This is a genomic window from Cryobacterium sp. MDB1-18-1 (genome assembly GCF_004402735.1).
In the GTDB taxonomy this organism is placed as follows: Bacteria; Actinomycetota; Actinomycetes; order Actinomycetales; family Microbacteriaceae; genus Cryobacterium; species Cryobacterium glucosi.
Genome location: NZ_SOFR01000013.1, coordinates 42047 through 59625 on the forward strand (window position 1 = coordinate 42047; position 17579 = coordinate 59625).

General features: G+C 66.8%; 12 protein-coding genes. 7 read left to right on the forward strand and 5 right to left on the reverse strand.

Going from position 1 to position 17579, the window contains the following annotated elements; genetic code table 11:
- Nucleotides 1–50: 50 nt before the first annotated feature.
- The gene (locus E3O50_RS02750) at nucleotides 51–719 is read right to left on the reverse strand and encodes a GntR family transcriptional regulator (RefSeq protein ID WP_134448865.1); all 669 of its coding nucleotides are present in this window, start codon (nucleotides 717–719) and stop codon (nucleotides 51–53) included.
- A 157-nt stretch (nucleotides 720–876) separates the two neighbouring features.
- Here E3O50_RS02750 and E3O50_RS02755 point away from each other — a divergent pair, with 157 nt between their 5' ends.
- The 6 genes from E3O50_RS02755 (at nucleotide 877) to E3O50_RS02780 (ending at nucleotide 10652) form a co-directional block, all read left to right on the forward strand.
- A complete protein-coding gene (locus tag E3O50_RS02755) occupies nucleotides 877–2265 on the forward strand; it encodes an FAD-linked oxidase C-terminal domain-containing protein (RefSeq protein ID WP_134560014.1) in 1389 nt (462 codons plus the stop codon).
- Nucleotides 2266–2533: 268 nt separating this feature from the next.
- Entirely contained in the window at nucleotides 2534–4798 is a 2265-nt protein-coding gene (gene pflB / locus E3O50_RS02760) for a formate C-acetyltransferase (RefSeq protein ID WP_134448867.1), read from the forward strand.
- A 96-nt stretch (nucleotides 4799–4894) separates the two neighbouring features.
- Nucleotides 4895–5761: a pyruvate formate-lyase-activating protein gene (gene pflA, locus E3O50_RS02765; protein ID WP_134448868.1), complete on the forward strand. Its 867-nt coding sequence runs from the start codon at nucleotides 4895–4897 to the stop codon at nucleotides 5759–5761.
- A 192-nt stretch (nucleotides 5762–5953) separates the two neighbouring features.
- Nucleotides 5954–6445 carry an aromatic ring-opening dioxygenase LigA gene (locus E3O50_RS02770; protein WP_174774638.1) on the forward strand — a complete coding sequence of 164 codons (492 nt, stop codon included), beginning with the start codon at nucleotides 5954–5956 and terminating at the stop codon, nucleotides 6443–6445.
- Nucleotides 6446–6718: 273 nt separating this feature from the next.
- A complete protein-coding gene (locus E3O50_RS02775) occupies nucleotides 6719–8335 on the forward strand; it encodes a cellulase family glycosylhydrolase (RefSeq protein ID WP_241975447.1) in 1617 nt (538 codons plus the stop codon).
- A gap of 121 nt (nucleotides 8336–8456) precedes the next feature.
- Complete coding sequence (locus tag E3O50_RS02780; RefSeq protein WP_134560018.1) at nucleotides 8457–10652, forward strand: transglycosylase domain-containing protein; 2196 nt, start codon at nucleotides 8457–8459, stop codon at nucleotides 10650–10652.
- A gap of 164 nt (nucleotides 10653–10816) precedes the next feature.
- On the opposite strand, the gene E3O50_RS19325 is transcribed toward E3O50_RS02780, so the two are convergent.
- On the reverse strand, nucleotides 10817–11518 hold the full coding sequence (locus tag E3O50_RS19325; protein WP_174774639.1) for a hypothetical protein: 702 nt from the start codon (nucleotides 11516–11518) through the stop codon (nucleotides 10817–10819).
- Between E3O50_RS19325 and E3O50_RS19025 the strand changes: the two genes are divergently transcribed.
- A complete protein-coding gene (locus tag E3O50_RS19025; protein WP_166787356.1) occupies nucleotides 11484–12209 on the forward strand; it encodes a hypothetical protein in 726 nt (241 codons plus the stop codon). The genes E3O50_RS19325 and E3O50_RS19025 overlap by 35 nt on opposite strands.
- A 161-nt stretch (nucleotides 12210–12370) precedes the next feature.
- On the opposite strand, the gene dnaE is transcribed toward E3O50_RS19025, so the two are convergent.
- The 3 genes from dnaE to E3O50_RS02800 all read right to left on the reverse strand — a co-directional run bounded on the left by dnaE (nucleotide 12371) and on the right by E3O50_RS02800 (nucleotide 17559).
- Nucleotides 12371–15859, reverse strand: coding sequence for a DNA polymerase III subunit alpha (dnaE, locus tag E3O50_RS02790; protein WP_134560020.1), 3489 nt, complete (start codon nucleotides 15857–15859; stop codon nucleotides 12371–12373).
- Nucleotides 15856–16128, reverse strand: a complete 273-nt coding sequence (locus tag E3O50_RS02795; RefSeq protein WP_134448872.1) for a hypothetical protein — start codon at nucleotides 16126–16128, stop codon at nucleotides 15856–15858. Before E3O50_RS02795 ends, dnaE begins: the two co-directional genes overlap by 4 nt.
- Before the next feature lie 66 nt (nucleotides 16129–16194).
- The gene (locus E3O50_RS02800) at nucleotides 16195–17559 is read right to left on the reverse strand and encodes an MFS transporter (RefSeq protein WP_134560022.1); all 1365 of its coding nucleotides are present in this window, start codon (nucleotides 17557–17559) and stop codon (nucleotides 16195–16197) included.
- Nucleotides 17560–17579: the final 20 nt, after the last annotated feature.

Consider the following 17579-nt stretch of genomic DNA (forward strand, 5'->3'; position numbering starts at 1 on the left):
AACGCGATCGGGGATGGACGGTGGTGGTGGTGGTCAGGGGACCGTGGCGGTCAGGCGACCCTGGTGGAGAAATGCCCGGCCTCGACATGTTCGCGGAGGGCACGGTCGTACGCTGCGGTGTCTCCGCTGGACACGTGACCGGCCAGGGTGCGGTGCTCGGCGAGAAGGCGTTCGAGGTTGCGGGGGTCCCGGGAAGCGACCCGGTGGGTGAGGCGTTCGAGCCTCGGGCCGAGCTGGGCGTAGAAACCGTCGATCACCCGGTTGCGGTTCTCGTCCACGATCCGGGAGTGGAAGCGGTGGTCTGCCCTGGCGAAGGTGAGCAGGTCACCGCTCGCAGCGGCATCCGCCTGGATCTCGATCAGGGCGGCGAGGTCGGTGTCCACCGCGCCTGTCCCGCCCTCGCATTCGCCCAGGAGCCGGACGGCGGTCGTCTCGAGCATGATGCGCACCTGGAGCAACTCGGCGGTCTCCGCCTCGTCGAGCGCGGTGACGACGGCGCCCTTCTTCGGGAAGAGCCGGATCAGCCCGCGGGCCTCGAGCGCGAGGAAGGCTTCGCGCACCGGTGTGCGGCTGAGTGAGAGGGCTCCGGCGATCTCCCCCTCGGTCAGGAAGGAGCTCGCAGGGAGGGACCCCGAGATGATCAGGTCCGCGACGTGCGTGTATGCCCGCTCGACGGCGGAGGCCCCGGCCGGCATGAGGGAGGCTGATTCGTTCGGCATACCCCCAGCCTAGCCATAGATACATCAATAACTACAAGTCGGCTGCGGAATATACCGCCTCATATACTGGGCAAACGCCCCGATTGAGGCACACCCACCGCCGGGCCGCAGGCCTTTCGCCCGGTGCCGGCTCGTCCACTCTGACCCAGAGGCCCCCGTGACTGAAACGCTTTCCCCGCAGACGATCCTCGACGAACTCGCCACGATACTGCCGCCCGCGCAGCTCGTGACCGGACAGGCGACCGATGCGTATCTCACGGACCAGTCGGACGGCACCGCTGCGGGGGAGCCCCTCGCCGTCGTGTTCCCCAAAAGCACCGCCGAGGTTGCGGCGGTCGTCACCCTCGCAGCGGCCAACGGCATTGCGCTCGTGCCGCAGGGTGCCCGCACCGGACTCGCCGGCGGTGCGAACGCGATCACCGGAGCCATTGTCGTGAACCTCACCCGGATGAACCGGATCGTCTCCGTCGACAAGGCAGACCAGACCGCGACGGTCGAGGCCGGCGTGCGCACATACGCCCTGGCCAGGGCCGCCGCGACCGCCGGCCTCTTCTACCCGCCGGACCCCGGCTCGTGGAAGGGCTCGACGATCGGCGGCAACGTGGCCACCAACGCCGGCGGGATGCTGTGCGTCAAGTACGGCGTGACGGGTAACTTCGTGCGCCGCCTCACGGTCGTCCTCGCGGACGGCTCCATCGTGCACACGGGGCAGCGCACCATCAAGGGTGTCGCCGGGTACAACCTGACGGCGCTCCTCGTCGGGTCGGAGGGCACCCTCGGGATCATCACCGAGATCACGGTCGGGCTGCTGCCTGCCCCTGCCCCGGCCTCCGGCGTGTCCGCGACGTTCTCGACCACCGCGGAGGCCCTCGCCGCCGCCGCACTGATCGTCACGAACAACCGGCGTCCGAGCGTGCTCGAATTCCTCGACGGATCCTGCATCACCGCGATCAACGCCTTCGACCCCGCGTCCACGCTCCCGGAGGGTGCTGCAGCACTTCTCCTCGTGCAGTCGGATGCCGCGGGGCAGGCCGACGACGACGTCGCAGAATACGCGCGCATCCTCGAGGCCGGGGGAGCGGGCGAGATCGTCATCGCGCACGACGCCGCGCACCTCGACCAGCTGATGAGCGCGAGACGCCTCCTCCAGCCGGCCCTGCAGGCCGCGCGCGGTGCGAGCCTCAACGAGGACGTGACCGTTCCGCGGTCGCAGCTGCAGGCGCTCCTCTCCGGCCTTCAGGAGATTTCCAGCGAACTCTTGATTCCGATCAGCACCGGAGGGCACCTCGGCGACGGGAACCTGCACCCGGTGATCGGCTTCAACCCCGACCTGCCCGCGGAGGTCGATGCCGCCCACCGCGCGTTCAAACGGGTGATCCAGCTCGCCGTCACGCTGGGTGGGTCCGCGTCGGGGGAACACGGGATCGGCCTGCTCAAGCAGGCGCACCTCGACGACGAACTCGGCCTCGCCGTGCGGGAGCTGCAGCGCCGCGTCAAGCTCGCTTTCGACCCCGCCAGCCTGCTGAACCCCGGAAAGAAGCTCTAGCCGCCAGGTTTGAGAATTCTCAGGATCGTCACTCCCCGCAGTGGATTACCGGGGTTTGGCTGTGCTAGGCGAGTCCTTTTAAACGCGCGGGCGAGAGACGCGGCGGAAGAACCCCCCGACCGGCCCTTGCCGGGGAGTAGTGTTGGAAAAAGAGAGCGGACCACGGTGCATCGGTGCACGTCTGGCGCCTCGTGTCCCCCCGCTCACTACCCCGAGCGCGGGATCTTCCGCGGCGGGAAAGCTCAATCCCACGAGGAGAGTAGTCCACATGACAATTACAGAGGGCGTCCTCAGCGGCGACACTTCGATGCAGCACGGCAAGGCGGAATTCGTTTCCGGGCCGTGGCAGGATTCGATTAACCTTCGCGATTTCATTCAGCGCAATTACACGCCGTATATCGGCGACGCGTCCTTCCTGGCCGGGCCGACTGCCCGCACCACGGGAGTCTGGGCCAAGTTGTCCGCGATGTTCCCCGAGGAACGTCGTAAGGGCGTCTACGACATCGACGCCTTCACGCCGTCCTCCATTACAGCCCACAAGCCGGGCTACATCGACAAGGACAATGAAGTCATCGTCGGCCTCCAGACGGATGCGCCGCTCAAGCGCGCGATCATGCCGTTCGGTGGATGGCGCATGGTCGTCAACTCCCTCGAGACCTACGGCTACCCCGTCTCTCCCGAACTCGAGAAGATCTTCACCGACTACCGCAAGACCCACAACACTGCCGTGTTCGACGTCTACCCTCCCGGTGTGCGTCGTGCCCGCAACAGCCACCTGATCACCGGTCTTCCGGATGCCTACGGCCGTGGCCGTATCATCGGCGACTACCGTCGTGTCGCCCTCTACGGCGTCGACGCACTGATCGCCGGCAAGAAGAACGACCGCGCCGAGCTCGACATGGAGCCCTCGACCGAGGACATCATCCGCGCCCGCGAGGAAAACTCGGAGCAGATCCGGGCCCTCAAGGAACTCGTCCAGATGGCCGCGTCCTACGGCTCCGACATCTCCAAGCCGGCCCAGACCGCCCAGGAAGCCGTCCAGTGGCTGTACTTCGCGTACCTCGGTGCCGTCAAGGAACAGAACGGCGCTGCAATGTCGTTCGGCCGTAACTCGGCCTTCCTCGACGCGTACATCGAGCGCGACCTCGCCGACGGCACCATCACCGAAGAGGGCGCCCAGGAGCTCATCGACGACCTCGTCATCAAGCTCCGCATCGTGCGCTTCCTGCGTACCCCGGAATACGACGAGATCTTCGCCGGCGACCCGACCTGGGTCACCGAGTCCCTCGGCGGCATCGGCGAAGACGGTCGCCCGCTCGTCACCAAGACGGCGTTCCGTTTCCTCCAGACGTTGTACAACATCGGCGCAGCACCGGAGCCGAACCTCACCGTTCTCTGGAACGACGGCCTTCCCGATGGATTCAAGCGCTTCTGCGCCCAGGTTTCCATCGACACGTCGGCGATCCAGTACGAGTCCGACGACCTCATCCGCGCCGAGCTCGGTGACGACGCTGCGATCGCCTGCTGCGTCTCCCCGATGCGCGTCGGCAAGCAGATGCAGTTCTTCGGTGCTCGCGTCAACGCCGTCAAGGCGCTGCTCTACTCGATCAACGGCGGCAAGGACGAGGTTTCCGGCAAGCAGGTCGCCCCGGCGACCGCGCCGAACCTGGACACGATCCTCGACTATGACACCGTCTTCGCGAACTACCTCGTCACGCTCGAGTGGCTTGCCGAGACCTACGTCACCGCGCTGAACTGCATCCACTACATGCACGACAAGTACGCGTACGAGCGTCTCGAAATGGCTCTCCACGACAAGGAAATCGTTCGCACGATGGCCTGTGGCATCGCCGGCCTGAGCGTTGTCGCCGACTCCCTGTCCGCGATCAAGTACGCCAAGGTGCGTCCGGTCCGCGACGACAACGGACTCGTCATCGACTACACGATCGAGGGCGAATTCCCCAAGTTCGGTAACGACGACGACAAGGTCGACTCCATTGCGATCGACGTCATGGAACGCTTCATGAACATGATCCGCAAGCACCCGACCTACCGCAACGCGATCCACACCCAGTCGATCCTGACGATCACGTCCAACGTGGTCTACGGCAAGGCAACCGGCAACACGCCCGATGGCCGTCGCAAGGGTGAGCCGTTCGCTCCGGGTGCAAACCCGATGAACGGCCGCGACACGCACGGCATGCTCGCGTCGGCGCTCAGCGTCGCCAAGCTGCCGTTCAGCCAGGCGCAGGACGGCATCTCGCTCACGAACACGGTCGTCCCCAGTGGCCTCGGTCACACCAAGGACGAGCAGATCACGAGCCTCGTCGGACTCATTGACGCGTACACGGAAGCCACCGGCTACCACATCAACGTCAACGTGCTCAACAAGGAAACCCTTGAAGACGCCATGCTGCACCCGGAGAACTACCCGCAGCTGACGATTCGCGTCTCCGGCTACGCGGTCAACTTCGTGCGCCTCACGCGCGAACAGCAGATGGACGTCATCAGCCGTACGTTCCACCAGCGCTAAGGATTCACCAGCGCTAAGGATTCACCAGCACCGAAGATTCACCAGCACTAATATCCACCGATAACAGATGGCGGCGACGCTGAGTAGGACGAGACAATGCCCGCAATAAACCTCGGCCTACCCAGCGTCGGCCCCGCCATCGCACTCGTCGCGCTGGAGGACGGCAAGACTCCCAGCACCGAACAAGCTGAACTTGCCGAACTCCATCACCTCGAGATGGCCGCGATTCACAACGGCTCGGTGGCGAGCGTCCATTCCTGGGAACTCGTCACGGCCGTGGACGGTCCCGGAACGCGGATGACCCTGTTCCTGTCCGGGTGCCTGTTGCGTTGCCAGTACTGCCACAACCCGGACACCTGGAAGATGCGCGACGGGTTGATCACCACCCTCGACGACCTGGTCACGCGCCTCAAGCGCTACAAGGGCGTCTTCGACGCAACCGGGGGAGGCCTCACCATCTCCGGCGGTGAGCCGCTCATGCAGCCGGCCTTCGTGGAGCGCATCTTCGAGGAATGCCACAAGCTCGGCATCCACACCACCCTGGACACCTCGGGGTTCCTCGGGAAGAGCGCGTCAGAGACGCTGCTCGACAACCTCGACCTCGTGCTTCTGGACGTCAAGTCCGGTCTTCACGACACGTACAAAGAGGTCACCGGGCGTGAGCTCCAGCCGACACTCGATTTCGGCGATCGCCTCGCGGAAAAGGGAATCCCCGTCTGGGCCCGCTTCGTGCTCGTCCCCGGACTGACCGATGCCGTCGACAACGTCGACGCCGTCGCGGAAATCATTTCCCGCTGGCCGAACGTCGAGCGCGTCGAAGTGCTCCCGTTCCACCAGATGGGCGAGGACAAGTGGGACCGGCTCGAGATCCCGTACCCGCTGCACGGGGTGACGCCCCCCGACAACGATCTGCAGGAGCGCGTGCGGGAGCAATTCCGCGCGAGGGGCCTGACCGTTTTCTAGGCGAAACCGGCGTTCAGACGCTGGGAAAGGCGCGGCATCCAACGGATGCCGCGCCTTTCCTCCGCCACCGTGCAAACGTTTACCACCAATGTTGCAATCGGCAGAGAAAATGTGATGAATGCGCTTTCATTACTGGCAGACTGGGGGGTAACACGAGTGTCACGACAGGCGCGACACCAGGAAAGGTATCTCATGACAACCGCTACGACAACGGCTGCCCAGCCCCTGATCGCCGGTTCCGGCCAGGCGCGTATTCTTCGGATTATCGGCCTCCTCGGCATTATCGGCGGCCTCGTTATGCTCCTCGTCGGCGGCGTCGTCTGGGGCACCGTCAGCAGCCAGCTGGGCGGCGAGAAGATTACTGTCGCGGCCGACGCATCGTTCCTCGCCGGAACGACCGTCGACAACCCCCTCTCCGCCCTCGCGCAGGCGAACATCATTAACCACCACGCCATGGAGGCCTCGGGCGGCAAGACGTACGCCGAGCTCGCCCAGGACGACAAGGTCCGCCCGACGGTCATGACCGCGTCGCTGCTGCGCGCCTCGCTCTTCACCTCGATCGTCGCCTTCGGCGTCTCCTTCTTCGCCATGGGCCTCGGCATCCTCGTCGGCCTGTTCGGCTGGGCGATCTTCGTCCTCACGCCGCACGCTTCGAAGAAGACCGCGGTTCCGGCCGTCGCCTGATCCGATCCGGCAGTATCGAACGGGCCTCGCGGTAGTCGCGGGGCCCGTTTTCTGTGCCCGGCGCAGCTTGTTACCGTGCCGAAACACGGGAACCCCTACGATGGGGCTAACGGACGATCTTGCCGCCCCGAGGGGTGGCCATCGGGAACCACGTCCGCGGAATACTGGGGGACCAGCATGAGTGCTCGCGACAGCTATGCCACGAGGCAGATTTCCCCAACGGCGTCGGTACGACCGCGGCGCGGAGGCGCCACCGGACGCCTGGTAGCATTCGTGGCTGCCGCCCTGCTCCTGACGGGCGGCCTCGTGACGGCGGCTCCGCAGCCGGCGGCATTCGCGGCATCCTCCGTCAGTGCGCCGTCCGGCTGGCTGCACACCGCGGGTGGCACGATCCAGAACTCCGCCAACCAGACGTATGTCGTCAAGGCCATCTCCTGGTTCGGAATGGAGACGAGCAACTGCGCCCCGCACGGACTCTGGACGATCGGCCTCGACGCCGGCCTCGCGCAGATCAAGTCGCTCGGATTCAACACCCTGCGGCTGCCGTTCTCGAACGAGTGCCTCGGCGGGGCCCCCAGCAATTCGATCAACTACGCGGTGAATCCGACCCTCGCGGGACTGACCCCGCAGCGGCTGATGGACACGGTCATCGCCCGGGCGAAGGTCGCCGGACTCAATGTCATCCTCGACCGGCACCGTCCGGATTCCGGAGCCCAATCGGAGCTCTGGTACACGGCGCAATACAGTGAAGCCAAGTGGATCAGCGACTGGCAGGCACTCGCCACCCGGTATAAGAATGATCCGACCGTGATCGGCTTCGACCTGCACAACGAACCGCACGGGCAGGCATGCTGGGGCTGCGGTAACCCCGCGATCGACTGGCAGGCGGCCGCGACCCGCGGTGGGAACGCCGTGCTCGCCGTGAACCCCCGGCTGCTGATCCTCGTCGAGGGCATCGAGAACCAGGCCACCGGCGGATCCACCTGGTGGGGTGGCGGCCTGAGCGGTGTCAAGGGCAAGCCTGTCATCCTCTCCGTCGCGAACCAGGTGGTGTACTCGCCGCACGACTACCCGGCGACGGTCTACGCGCAGAAGTGGTTCAGCGCGGCCAACTACCCGGACAACCTCGCCACCGTCTGGGACCAGAACTGGGGCTACATCAGCAAGACCGGGATCGCACCGGTGCTGCTCGGCGAGTTCGGTACGAAGCTTGCGACCGAATCCGACCAGAAATGGCTTGCCAAGCTCGTACCGTACCTCTCGAGCAATGGCATGAGCTTCGCGTACTGGTCGTTCAACCCGAACAGCGGCGACACCGGCGGCATCGTCAAGGACGACTGGGTCACCCCGGAGGCGGCAAAGCTCACGGCCCTCACGCCGCTGCTCGGTGCAGGGACTCCGATCGTCGTTCCGCCGACTGCGACGCCGACGCCGACCGCTACTCCGACTCCGACGGCTACTCCGACTCCGACACCGACTCCGAAGCCGACCGCTACTCCGACTGCGACGCCGACGCCGACGGCGACTGCGAAGCCGACCGCTACTCCGACCCCGACTCCGACCGCCACTCCGACTCCCGTCCCCGGCACGGCCTCGATCACCACGACGTGGAACCTGCAGAGCGCGTGGGGCGCCGGCTACGTCGCCGACTTCCAGGTGAAGAGTGCGACCGGTGCCAAAGCCTGGAGCGTGACGTGGTCCGATCCGACCGTGACTGCGGTGACCAACGCGTGGGGGATGACGTGCACGGTCAAGGTCAGGACCTCGATCACGTGCACCGGAGCGGGTTGGGCGAGCACCATTCCCGCGGGGCAGAGCGTCTGGGTGGGCCTTCAGGTCGAGGCGACCAAGGCCCCGGTAGCACCGGCGCTGATCCTCACCGCCAGGTAAGCTCCCCGGCGGGCCTGCTCGACATCCGTTGCCCAGACCTGATCGCTCCGATAACGATCGTGAGACGCCCCTAGCAATTCTGTCGGCGCCGGGGTTCCATGAACCGTGATGGGGGGTTCAGATGCGGACGACGGAATTCCAGGAGCGGCGCACGCCTCGGGGTGTGATCGGCGGGCTGGTCGGGCTTGTGGCCATGAGCGGGGTTGCCGGACTCCTGATCGCCGCGTCGGTGACGCCGGTCGTCGCGCTGTCGGGACTCGCCGTGACGGACACGATCAACACCTTCCAAAACCTTCCGGAATTCCTGTCGATCGACAGGCTCTCCCAGAAGAGCAACATCTACGCGATGCGGGGTGATGGCTCTCCCTACCTGCTCGCCTCCTTCTATGACCAGAACCGGATCGAGGTCGGCTCGGACTCGATCAGCCCCTTTGTGACGGATGCCGCGGTCTCGAGTGAGGACCCGCGCTTCTATGAACACGGCGGCATCGACATGCAGGGCACGATCAGGGCCGGACTCAGGGTGAGCCTTGGCGGGGAAACTCAGGGCGGGTCGTCCATCACTCAGCAGTATGTCAAGAATGTCCTCGTTCAGAAGTGCGAGGTACTCTCCGACCCCGTGGCGCGCGACTCCTGTTACACGACGGCCACCCGAACGAGCGCCGAGCGCAAGCTCAAGGAGATGCGGCTCGCGATCGGCGTCGAGAAGAAATACTCCAAGAAGGACATCCTTCGCCAGTATCTCAATATCACCGGCTTCGGAGGAACGGTCTACGGAATCGAGGCGGCCGCCGAGTACTACTTCAACACGACGGCGGCGGCCGTGAGCCTGCCGCAGGCCGCGAGCCTCGTCGCCATCATCAACAACCCGGTCAAGTTCCAGCTCGACGACCCGAACAGCGCCTCCAACGGTACGGCGAACGGCTACGCGGCGAACCGGGACCGTCGGGACTATATCCTCGGGACGATGCTGAAGTACGGCACGATCGGACCGGACGATTACGCGGCGGCGGTCGCGGCACCGGTCGAACCCAGCATCCACGAGCCCAGTACCGGCTGCCAGACCGCGGGCGGAAGCGCCTATTTCTGCGACTACGTGACCCATGTGCTTCGGAACGACCCGGCGTTCGGGGCGGATGCCGACACCCGGCTTCTCAACTTCCGCCGGGGTGGCTACAACGTCTACACAACCATTGATCTGGACCTTCAGAATGCCGCGGAGGCCACGATGAAGCAGAATGTGCCGTCGACCTTCCCCGGCTGGGATGTCGGCGCTGTCATCTCGAGCGTGCAGGTCGGCACCGGTCGTGTGCTTGCGATGGTGCAGAACAAGGACTACAGCCAGGATCCTGTCGTCGAGGCCACGGGAGCGAACTACACGAGCATCAACTACAACACCGACTATGCCGATGGCGGTTCGAGTGGCTTCCAGCCGGGTTCCGGGTACAAGGTGTTCACCCTCGCCGAGTGGCTCACGGAAGGTCACGCTCTCTACGAACGCGTCGATTCCCGCCGCAAGGCCAATTGGGGCACCTTCCAGGACAGCTGCCTCGGCCCGCAGAACTACGACAAGGAGAAGTGGAACCCGAAGAACGACGCCAACGAGAGTGGGGCGCACTACAGCGCCCTCGAAGCCACCGTGGGTTCGATCAACACCGGGTACATCGGGATGGCCAAGAAGCTCGACCTGTGCGGAATCCGTAAGACGGCTGAGGCATTCCGGATGCACCGCGCTGATGCGACCCCTCTCCTGCAGAGCGCTGCGTCGGTGATCGGCACGAATGAGATCGCGCCGTTGAGCATGGCCGTCGCGTTCGCGGGAATCGCGAACAGGGGGGTGACGTGCAGTCCGGTCGTGATCGACCGCATCGTTGGCCCGACCGGCGCTGAGGTTCCCGTGCCGACCAGCGAGTGCGCGGCTTCCGTCAACCCCACGGTCGCGGCGGGCATGGCCTACGCCATGCACAAGGTCATGACGACCGGGACAGGGCAGCAGTCGAACCGGGGCATGGCGCCGCAAGTGCCCGTGATCGGAAAGACCGGTACGACGGACGGCAATAAGGACACCTGGATGACCGGGTCGAGTACGAAGGTTGCAACCGTCGTCGCGGTGGTCAGCCTCACCGGCGATGCGAACCAGCGGACCACATACTTCGACAGCGGCCAGGCCGCGACCGCCCGGCACCGGATGTGGCCGGCGGTGATGTCGGTCGCGAATGCGAAGTACGGTGGAGATGACTTCATCGAAGCCAATCCGACGCCGACTCAGACACCGAGACCGACACCGGCGCAGACTCAGACTCCGACGCCCCGTTAAACACAGCGCTGAGGGTTTTCCTTCCTGAGAGTTTCTCAGCTATGAATGTGTCGTGAGTTCCCCGTGATTACGGCGATCTCTCAGTTTTTTTGTTTGTCAAGCCCCTAGCGCAGCCGTAAAACTGGGGGTATTTTCCGGAGCCGTGTACTTCGAATGGGTTACAGTCAACCCATCGAAAATGCGTGTCGTAGGTTCTGTGGATGGATTTGTGATCGGCGCGTTCCGGTCATTTGAAAGGCAAAAAACTCCATGCAACAGCTCTTTCGTCGCGCCGAGAAGTCCTCGCCGCGTAGTACAACCGCGCGTCGCAAACTCGCAGGCGGTGTCCTGGCCGCAACGGCGGCCCTGTGCATCGTCGTCGGCACAACGGCCTCCTGTGCGTTCGCCTCCGGCGACTCCTCGTCCTCGTCGTCCCGCTCGTCGTCCGGTTCATCGTCCGTGAGCGCACCGTCAGGCTGGCTCGCCGTGACCGGGGTGTGGTCACACCGTAAGAACCACCACAACGGAACTCCGACTCCGACTCCGACTCCGACGCCTGCGCCGACGCCGAAGCCCACGCCGGCTCCGACGCCTGCGCCGAAGCCCACGCCCGCGCCGACGCCGAAGCCCACCCCGACTCCGACTCCGACTCCGACTCCGACTCCGACGCCTGCGCCGACGCCGAAGCCCACCCCGACTCCGACTCCGACTCCTACGCCCACGCCTACGCCTACGCCTACGCCTACGCCGACGCCGACGCCGACGCCGACGCCTACTCCTACGCCGACGCCGACGCCTACTCCGACGACGCCCCCCATCGCCATCGGAACGTCCCCGCTGCACACCAATATCGTGTCGACGACCTTCTGGGTCGGCGAGATCTTCAACGCGAACCTCAGCGACGGCAGCCAGGTCTGCAGCACCTATGACAGCAAGTGGGCGCTTCACCACACCGGCGTTCAGCTCGGGTCCTCAACGGACACCGGCTGCGGCGGCTCGCCCGTCGGCGGGTGCGATGGCCCGTCCAGCGGCGCGACCGCTGCGACCTTCACGTGCACGACAGAGAAGCGCACCGCTGCCAACGGCTACTTCCCGACCAGCCAGCCCAAGCCGCTCGAGAACCCGTTCTACCTGGATCTTCCTTACGACGACGTCAACGACGCGACGGCGTTCGCCAACCGCGACACCGTCGTACCGTGGGCGAACGTGGCCCCGTACAGCGCTCACCATGGTGACTCGAACTACTCGTACATGAAGAACCACTGGGTCCAGCTCACCGGTCCCAATGGTCAGACGTGCTACGGACAGGTTGAGGACGCGGGCCCCTCGAGCGGCTCGCTGTACCACGACGCTGCCTACGTGTTCGGAAGCAACGACGCCCGTCCGGTGAACAAGCAGTTCAGCGGCGACCCGAGCCAGGGCGCAGGCACCGACGTGTCGCCCGCCCTCAACGGATGCCTCGGCTTCACCGACCTCGACGGCGACAACGACCACGTCAACTGGCGTTTCGTGGACCGGTCCGCCGTTCCCGCCGGCCCGTGGCTGAACGTGGAAACGACCAGCCAGGTGGCCCAGTAGCCGCCGGATAGTCGAACGGCCGTCCGGATCTACCGCCGGACGGCCGGTACAAGGATCCATCGGATGCCCGGTGCCGCGCCTGCGGCACCGGGCATTCGCCTGCCCGGACGGGTCGCGGCCGTTCCGTGGGCCGGGTTCGTGGGCCGGGTTCGCGTGTCGGATCAGGCGGAGCGCGCGGACCAGAGGTGGCGCACGTTTGTGGGCGCGACCGCGGCGAGCTCGGCCGCCAGGGCCTCGGCCCGGGCCTCGTCGCCCGCAGAGTTCTCGGCCGCGCGCTCGGCGCTGTGCCGTTGTTTGACCAGCCGGGCGGCATCCGCGAGGTCCCAGAGCGAGTCGCCCGTCACCGACACCCCTTTCGCACCCGAGCGCCTGGTGCGGCCGCGGACGAGCAGGTGCCTGGTCTGGAAGACCGGGGCGCCGATGCGTTCCTGGGCGTCGTGGAAGAACACCACGTTCGCGACCGGCCCGGTGCCGTCGTCGAGGCTCACGAACACGACGCGTCGCCCGCCGCGCATCGGCGGGGTGTTCGTCGCCCGCCGCACGCCCGCGAGGAGCACCTCGGTGCCGCCGGGCAGGTCGGCGAGGGCCGACGCCGGGGTGACGCCGAGTTCGGCGAAGAGCGGATAGAAACGGGCGAGCTGGTGCCCGGACACGGCGAGGCTCAGGTCGCGCAGCTCGAGTTCGGTCTGGGTCCGGCCGCGCAGCTCGAGGGAGGTGACGGCGGTGAACCGGTCGCCGGTGTACCGGGGGACCGGCAGGTCGACGTCGAAGGCGAGTTGGTCGTCGTGCACGGCGACGGCCGTGCCGCGGAGCGACTGGATGTGCGCGAGCAGCTCATGCCGGCGCTCACGGTCATAGCCGATGAAGCTGTCGAGGGCGCCGACCCGTGCGAGCGCCTCGAAGCTCGACCGCCGTGGCCGCACCCGGTCCCGGAAGTCCTGGAGCGAGGAGAACGGCTGGTGCCGCACGATCCGGGCCCTCTCGGCGGCGGTGCTGCCCGAAAGCTCTGGCAGCGCCAGGCGGATGCCTCTGCGCGGCCCGGCAGGCCCGGGAGACCCGGCAGTCACCGGTTCGACCTGGACAGGCCCGGCGTGGCCAGGAGGAAGATCCTCGACCCGGTAGTCGAGCACGCTGTGCTGCACGTCGAGCGGAAGCACGGGCACCCCGAGCGCCCGGGCTTCGGCCACGAGCAGGTCCTTCGGCCACATTCCCGGGTCGTGGGTGAGGAGACCGGCAAGGAAGACCGCAGGGTGATGGGTCTTCAGCCACGCGGACTGGTAGGTGGGCAGGGCGAACGCGGCGCCGTGCGCCTTGGCGAAGCCGAAGCTGCCGAATCCGGCGAGCACGGTCCAGATCCGGTCGATCACCGCCGGGGGGAATCCGCGGCCCAGGGCCTGCTCACGGACGTACGCCTCGATGAGGGGCAGCTGCTCGGGTTTCCCCAGGTGCCTGCGGAAGACATCCGCCTTGCCCAGGCCGCAGCCGGTGAGTTCGTCGAAGAGCCGCATCACCTGTTCGTGGAAGATGACGACGCCGCGGGTCTCCCGCAGGATCGGTTCGAAACGCGGGTGGATGTAGTCCGGCACGACCTCGCCGTGCCGCGCCTGCAGGTAGAGCAGGGGCATGTTGTTCTGCATCGGGCCGGGTCGGAACAGGGAGATCTCCACGGTGAGGTCGTTGAAGACCTCGGGCTGCAGCTTGCCGACGAGCTCCATCTGGCCTGGCGACTCGAGCTGGAAGATGCCGAGGGTGCGCGTCGAGCGGATGAGCTCGAAGGTCGGCTCGTCGTCGAGCGGGATCCGGTCGAGGTCGATGCTCTCGCCGGTGAGGCGTCGGTGCTCCTCGACGGCATGCGCCATCGCAGACTGCATCCGAACGCCCAGGATGTCGAGCTTGATCAGGCCCATCGGGTCCATGTCGTGCTTGTCGAACTGCGACATCGGCAGTCCCATTCCCGACGCCTGCACCGGGGTGCGGTCGAGCAGGCTCGCGTCGGAGAGGATCACGCCGCACGGGTGCACCGAGATGTGCCGCGGCAGCCGGTCGAGCCGTGCGGTGAGGTCGACCAGCTGATCGAGCTGCTGCGAGGCGCGCACTTCGGCGGCGAGCGGTTCGAGCTCGGGCTTCTCCTCGAGGGCACGGCGGAAGTCGCGGGCGTTGAACCGCCACATCTGCTTCGCGATCGCCGACACCTGCCCGGCATCCATGCCGAGGGCCAGCCCGGCGTCCCTGACGGCGCCGCGGCCGCGGTAGGCGTTGGTCATCGACATCAGCGAGACCCGGTCGGCACCGAAGGTCTGGAAAATGGCGCGGTAGATATCGTGGCGGCGCGCTGACTCCACGTCCAGGTCGATGTCGGGCAGGGTCTGGCGTTCGGGGGAGAGGAACCGTTCCCAGAGCAGGCCGTTCGCGATCGGCTCGACCGATGAGGTGTGCAGGGCGTAGTTGAGCACCGAGCCGACGCCGGAGCCACGGGCCTGGATACGAACGCCCATGCCCCTGACGAGGTCGGCGACGCGGGCGACCGTGAGGAAATAGCTCGCGAAGCCGAGATGCTCGACCGTCGCCATCTCGTACTCGAGGCGGGCGTGCGCCGTTTCGACCGCCGTCCGACCGGATGCCGCGTAGCGTTCGTCGACGCCGGATCGTCCGCGTTTCCAGAGTTCGGCGAGCGGGTCGCCGGTGACCCCGATCACGCGTGCCTCCGGCATCCGCGGGGTACCGAGGCCGATGTCGGCCTGCGGGTCGAGGGTGCAGCGGTCGGCGAGCATGTCCGTATCGCGCAGCAGCCGGGTGAGCGCGCCGTCGTCGTGCAGGCCGGCATCGACGACCATGCGGGCCACCTGCCGCATCGCGCCTGCCGGTTTGAGCCAGGCCTGTCCGTTCGTCTGCGGCTGCTCGAGCTCGGCGAGCGGGGTCAGGGTGCGGGCGGCGTCGGCAAGGTCTGCGGTCACCGCGTCCTCCGGCTCGCCGTAGCGCACCGCATTCGTGAGCACGGCGGGCAGGCCGTTCTGCTCGGCGAGGGCGAGCATGCGGGTCGCGGGAGTGACGCTGCCGCGGCTGCCGGGCTCGGCGAGATGGCAGACGACTTCGAGGCACACCGACCCGGTGGGCATCGATCCCTGCCAGGCCGTGAGCCGGGCGCCGGCTTCCTTCGTCGCGCGGCGGCCGATCGCCTCACCGACGTCTGAGACCGGCCCGAGCAGAACGGTCAGCGCCCGGAGCCCGGCCAGTTCGGCAAGCTCTGACCGGCCGATGCTCGGCTCGCGCCCTGTTCCGGTCGACATGGCCTGGTGGGCGGCGGACACGGCGCGGCACAGGGCAGCATACCCACGGCCGCTGGTGCCTCCGTGCGCGAGAACGACGACGCGGCCGAGCGGCAGCCGGTCGTCGTCGTGCACCGCGAGGTCGGCCCCGAGGCCGGCGCGGATGCCCTCCGCCCCACACGCCCGAAGGTGCTTGACGGCCCCATAGAGCCCGTCACGGTCGGTGAGTGCAAGGAAGGAGGCGCCCTGGGCCCTCGCCTGGCCGGCAAGCGCTTCGGGAAGCGTCACCCCGTAGTGGGTCGAGTATGCGCTCGCGACGTGCAGGTGCGGGAAGCCGGTGCCCGGCCCGGCAGTGCCCGACCGGCCCGTGCCCGGCTCGTTCATCCCCAGTCGAGGGCGAGCACCCACGACCCGTCGACGTCGCGTCGCAGGTCGTACCGGTGTTGTTCCTCGCCCCCGCGGGCCGCGTCGACCCGCCACAGCTCGGTGTCGATGCGGGTGGGCACCCCGTCGTTCTCCCACCAGCGGGTGCGCGTGAACACCGCCTGCGGTTGCCCGATGATGGTGTGCTCGAAGCGGTCCCAGGTGAAGGCGCGGGGGTCGCCGTCGGCCGAAAGCTCGACGTCGACGCGGATGTCGATGATCTGGGGCATTCGGTGGCTCCTCCGTAATGATCGAACAAATGTTCGATATTGGGAGTGTACGTCACCCCGCCGACACTAGCCAGCGCCGACCGTCGATCGACGTCGCTCCGGTGCCTCGACGCGCAGCGCGTCGGCCCCGAGCAGGGCGGTCGGCACCCGGAAGGTCTCCCGCGCGGTGACGGCGGCGATCGCCGAGAGCACCATGGTGGCTGCGGTGAAGACGGCGACGGGAACCCAGCCGTCGATCCCGCTCCCGAGCAGGGCATAACAGATGCTCGGAGCGAAGCCGGCGAGCAGGAATCCGAGCTGGGTGCCGATCGCAAAGCCGGAGTAGCGCACCGGCGCGGCGAACATCTCCGTGAAGAACGACGGCCAGAGCCCGTTGACCATCGAATAGAACAGCGTCATGTTCAGGAAGCCGCCGAGGAAGATGAGCGGGATCGAATCGGTCGAGATCGCCCAGAAATAGAGGAAGATGGTCGCCGCGGAACCGAGGGTGCCGATGATCCAGACCGGCCGGCGCCCGATGCGGTCCGACAGAGCCGAGAACAGCGGGATGGTGACGAGGGAACCCGCGATGGACACGGTCGCGACCCACAGCATCGTGCCGCGATCGATGCCCACGGCGGGGCTCGTCGCATAGGCGAGGCCGAAGACGGTGAACACGGTCTGCGTCACAGCGAACAGAGAGCAGACGAGCACGCGCACGACGTCGCGCCACTGGTGCCGGAACACCTGCGCGGCCGGGAACCTCTCGACGGCGGCGACGGACTTCGTCTCGGCGAACACCGGCGTCTCGTCGAGACGGGACCGCACGATGTATGCGACGACGAGCACGACCGCGCTCAACAGGAACGGCACCCGCCAGCCCCAGGCATACAGCTGGTCCTCCGGTAGGGCCGCGACGGGAATGAAGACGATGGTGGCGAGCACCATACCGGCCGCATACCCGGTCATCGTGAAACCGGAGAAGAACGCCCTGCGATGTTCGGGGGCGTGCTCGATGGCGAGGGTGCTCGCCCCTGCCGCTTCCCCGCCGGCCGAGAACCCCTGCGCGAGGCGGCACAGCACGAGGAGGGCCGGGGCGAAGGCCCCGATCTGGTCGTAGGTGGGCAGGAAGCCGATCGCGAGGCTCGCGACCCCCATGATCACGAGGGTGAGGATCAGCACCCGCTTGCGGCCGATCCGGTCGCCGAAGTGGCCGAGGATCAGCCCGCCGAACGGCCGGGCGACATAGCCGACGCCGAATGTCGCCAGGGAGGCGATGGTCGCGATCGCCGGGTCGGCGGCGGAGAAGAAGATGTGGTTGAAGACGAGGGCGGCCGCGGCGCCGTAGATGAAGAAGTCGTAGTACTCGAGGGCGCTGCCGACGAATGCCGCTGCCGCGGCCTTTCGAGGCATCCGCTGGGGGATGGTCGACGCTGGAACCGTGCTGGACATGCTGTCTCCTTTGACAAGGT